4 protein-coding genes are annotated in these 3,944 nt (G+C 51.1%); all 4 read right to left on the bottom strand.

Features of this window, described 5'->3' with window-relative positions:
* On the bottom strand, positions 1 to 539 hold a 539-nt coding region (locus AUR66_RS20810), incomplete at its 3' end, for an ethanolamine ammonia-lyase subunit EutC (protein WP_082682251.1).
* 3 nt (positions 540 to 542) lie between these two features.
* Positions 543 to 1,913, bottom strand: a complete 1,371-nt coding sequence (locus tag AUR66_RS16270; protein WP_058573272.1) for an ethanolamine ammonia-lyase subunit EutB — start codon at positions 1,911 to 1,913, stop codon at positions 543 to 545.
* A 120-nt stretch (positions 1,914 to 2,033) separates the two neighbouring features.
* On the bottom strand, positions 2,034 to 2,513 hold the full coding sequence (locus AUR66_RS16265) for an ester cyclase (RefSeq protein ID WP_058573271.1): 480 nt from the start codon (positions 2,511 to 2,513) through the stop codon (positions 2,034 to 2,036).
* Positions 2,514 to 2,766: 253 nt separating this feature from the next.
* Positions 2,767 to 3,756: an ester cyclase gene (locus AUR66_RS16260; protein WP_058573270.1), complete on the bottom strand. Its 990-nt coding sequence runs from the start codon at positions 3,754 to 3,756 to the stop codon at positions 2,767 to 2,769.
* Positions 3,757 to 3,944: the final 188 nt, after the last annotated feature.

The following is a 3,944-nucleotide window of genomic DNA, read 5'->3' as shown; positions in this document are numbered from 1 at the left end:
GGTCGTTCACCGATAAGGTTGACGACGCTCTTGGCTGAGAGTTCTTCACCGATCGCGTCCATTACATTAACTCGGCCGAACCGAACGAATACAGGAGTTCCAACTTTGAATCCACGATCATTTAAGCCAGTGATTAGCACTGGGAGGAGATCTTTGATATTGGCCTCCACTGCAGTCGAACTCAACCCATCGCAGACGACGATTTGGACATCTGGTCCGACCGTACAGTTCTCACGAAGCGCATTGGCTGTTTCATCTGAGATATCTCGACCAAGATCTGGTCGAGCGAGATACTCATCTTGATCGTCAACGAGTGAATCGACTGCAAACAGGTCTGCAGTCTGGATAATCTTTTCTGAAACACGAGTGAGAACGGCGTCTCGTGCCTTCGCGTGGTCGGCACGAAACTCAAGGCTCGCTCTCGTTGGGGGTCGAGTACCTGCGCGTCCAACTCCGAGTCGTGATGGACTCGATTCGAGTGACTGGGAGAGTTCTGACGATGCTGATTCGTTGTTTGTCGTCGGTGGGTCATCGGTCATTGTTTAATCGCTCCGTAGGAAGTGTTCAGGCGAACCGGCGCGGTCAGTCAACGTACCGTCTATCAGGATATCTTCTTTTTCGAGCCACTCTTCGAATTCTGGTGCGGGAGCGACGTCAAAGATATCTCTGAGCGCAGTGGCGTCGTGAAAGCTATTCGATTGGTAATTAAGCATGACATCGTCACCCATTGGAATGGTGATGAAGAAGTTCGACCCAGCAGCGGTCAAGAGAACTGCAAGATTCTCGATGTCGTTTTGATCTGCCTGAATGTGATTTGTGTAGCAGGCATCGATACCCATCGAAATCCCAGTGAGCTTCCCCATAAATACGTCTTCAAGCCCAGCACGGATAACCTGACGACCATCGTAGAGGTACTCAGGACCGATGAACCCGACGACGGTGTTGACGATGAAGGGATCGTATTGCTTGGCCAGACCATAACATCGCGCTTCCAGTGTCACTTGGTCGACCCCTTCGTGAGCATCACCCGAAAGCTCCGAACCTTGCCCAGTCTCGAAATACATAACATTCGGACCGGTCGCGGTACACTTCTCTCGGCCTAGTTCATACGCCTCTTCGAGTAAATCGACGTCGATGCCGAACTCGTCGTTTCCTTTTTGGGTTCCTGCGAGGCTCTGAAATAGTAAGTCGGCGGGGGCCCCGTTTCGGACTGCCTCCATCTGTGAAGTAAGATGAGAAAGTACACAGTTCTGGGTTGGGATATCCCACTCTTCGATGAACTCATGTGTCGCTTCTAGAAGTCGTTTTGTGCGGTCCGGATTATCCTCTACCGGGTTGATTCCGATGACCGCATCTCCGACACCGTACGATAGCCCCTCCCGAATCGTATTGAGGATGTTCTCAACGTCGTCGGTTGGGTCGTTCGGCTGCAGACGGAACGAGAGTGACCCTTCGGTTCCAATCGTGTTGTTGCAACGTGCTGTGATAACCATCTTCGACGACGCCTGAACGAGGTCCATGTTGGACATAATCTTCGCAACAGCTGCGACCATTTCACTCGTCAGCCCTTCCCGTACGCGCTGGATATCCGATTCTTTCGTCTGCTCGTCGACGAGGAACTCACGAAGGTCTGAGACAGTCCAGTCTTTGATTTGTTGGTAGTTCTCCTCGTCAACATTATCTTGGATGACGCGAGTAACTTCGTCAGATTCGTACGGGACGACTGGATTCTCACGGAGGGTTTCGAGTGTGATCTCACTAAGGACCGCCTTCGCTGCAATCCGCTCCGCCGCAGACTCGGCAGCAATCCCTGCCAGTTCGTCACCTGTTTTTTCTTCGTTCGCTTTCGCCAATACTTCTCGAACTGATTCGAAGGTACGTGTTTCTCCCGTTATTTCTGATTCTAGTTTCATTCTTGTTATCTCTTGGTAAAATTCGCATAGAAGGGGGACGACGATATGGCAACAGAGGCAATCGTCGTGTGTGATTACCAATCCGTCTGTTCGATTAAACGCTCCCGTATGTCCGTACAGTTAGTAGTTATGGATAGGGTCGTCGTCGGGTGTACAGGCCTGAATGTACCCGATTTTATCGTATACAATCCACTCCTCGACGTATTTCCATTCGCCGTCTACCTTCTGAATGAGACAGTTGGCGATACCGAGGTTGTCCTCCATTGTTTTCTCTGTCGCTGGACCGTAATCGGTCGCGCCTGTATTCTTCGCAGTGATTGTCCGAACCATCGAAGTGTAATAGCCGTCATCTGGGTTACCCTCCCAGATGACTTTCTCGATGTTCATCTCGGTTTCGGGGAATGCATGCAACCGAGCAAGTGTATCCTCAACCAATGCTTCTGAACCTTCCACGTCTCCGCCCGCCGCGTGAACGACGACGTCATCGGCGTAATAGTCGTAGATCTTACCGACTAATTTCTCGTCCCAAATCTCGTGGGTACTCTGTTCGATCATCCGCATTACGTCGAGTTCGTCTGCAGTCCGCCAATCCTCAGTCATTGAGTACCCCCCGAAGTCTGTTCGTTCGAGTGAAATTCAACTGCTTCGACACTTCGTGTCCGTGAGTTGCTAGTTTCATCAATAGTCATTGCTGTGTGTGTGTTTTCCTCAAGCGTGATTCACGCCAACTTTACATAAAGTTTCCGCCGTGATACGAAGTGACGTCGTGGCTATTGATTAATCCAGTGACAAAAAGATTTGAACTCAGTATAAAGCTGAGCCTGATTGGACTCCATCTTCTGTACCAAAGGGGCTAGAAGTACTGTTTGTCGTTACGGAGTCGGTCGAAGACATCAACGCCCATCTGGTTTAGCAAATCGATTTTGTCGATGAAGACCCAGTTTTCCACGAGTAGGTCGTCTTCTCTGCGCCAGAAGTCCATCACACGCATTTCGACTGGCTTCTCAGTCGCGGGCAGTCCCATCCATCCATCGCCGAGGTGGGTTGCCCTGACAGACGGCCATCCTGTTGAGGCACAGTAGTTCCCTTCTGCGAACCGAGCGACGTGGTCACCACCTTCGCGATCGGGAAAGGCGGTCAGGAATGGTCCCTGATGAAAGTCCTGAAACCCGTCTATGCCGCGAGTGGTTCCAGTACCAGCAGGACCGTACCACATGAAGTCCTCGTGCCAGAATTTTTCTAGACCCATCCCGTCGAGGCCGTGTTCCTCGTAGTCGTGCAGGCCGTCAATCATACCTTCTACGAGTTGAAGGGACTTTTCAGATTCGTGGTCGTCCTGTTCGTTGAGAAGTAACCCGTCTTGTGTGGATGGGCCGGGGACGACGACCTCAGGAGCAAGTGATGGGAAGAATTGATACCCGGCTTGACGCATTACGTCTAAGACGTCCACAAGGTGCCGTGTTTCGACGATTTCCCCGTCCTCTATCCGGTGGAACTCGCCGTATCGAAGCCAAGTCGCTTGACCTGTGGCAGGGATGTCGAGCCAATCTTCCTCGAAGGTCCCGACCATGTTCCCGGTTGCACACACCCAGTCTCCACCTTCCCACTCCCCAGCAAATAGGATGTAGTCGTTTTTTTCGAGGTCAGGGAATGCATTCAACAGTGGTTCCCAGTATCCTTTCGCAATTGCTTCTACCCCTGTTAATTCGTTCACAGGTTCTGGGCCGTGCCAAGCCGCATCCTCGTGATAGTATTCCTCAAGGAGATTACGAACGCTCCCGGACGAGGCGTCGTGTACACGTTGCGAAAACTCGTAGACTAGTTGCTTGTTTTCAACTTTCATGTAGTGAGCTCACAACTAAGATAGCACATAACATTGCGAAAAAAGTACCGGTCCCCTCAAAGCCAGTTCCACCAATGTAACCCGGAATCTAGATTTGTCCTTACATGGTTGTGGCTCAGACGATGAATTCTAAGGATAGTCCCGAACCCGAAGCTGTGACCTATAGTAGGGAAGTTGGATTGTTCCGT

It is taken from the genome of Haloferax profundi (assembly GCF_001469865.1).
Lineage (GTDB): Archaea > Halobacteriota > Halobacteria > Halobacteriales > Haloferacaceae > Haloferax > Haloferax profundi.
Note: the sequence above shows the minus strand (reverse complement) of the source record. Positions and strands in the feature narration are given on the sequence as shown.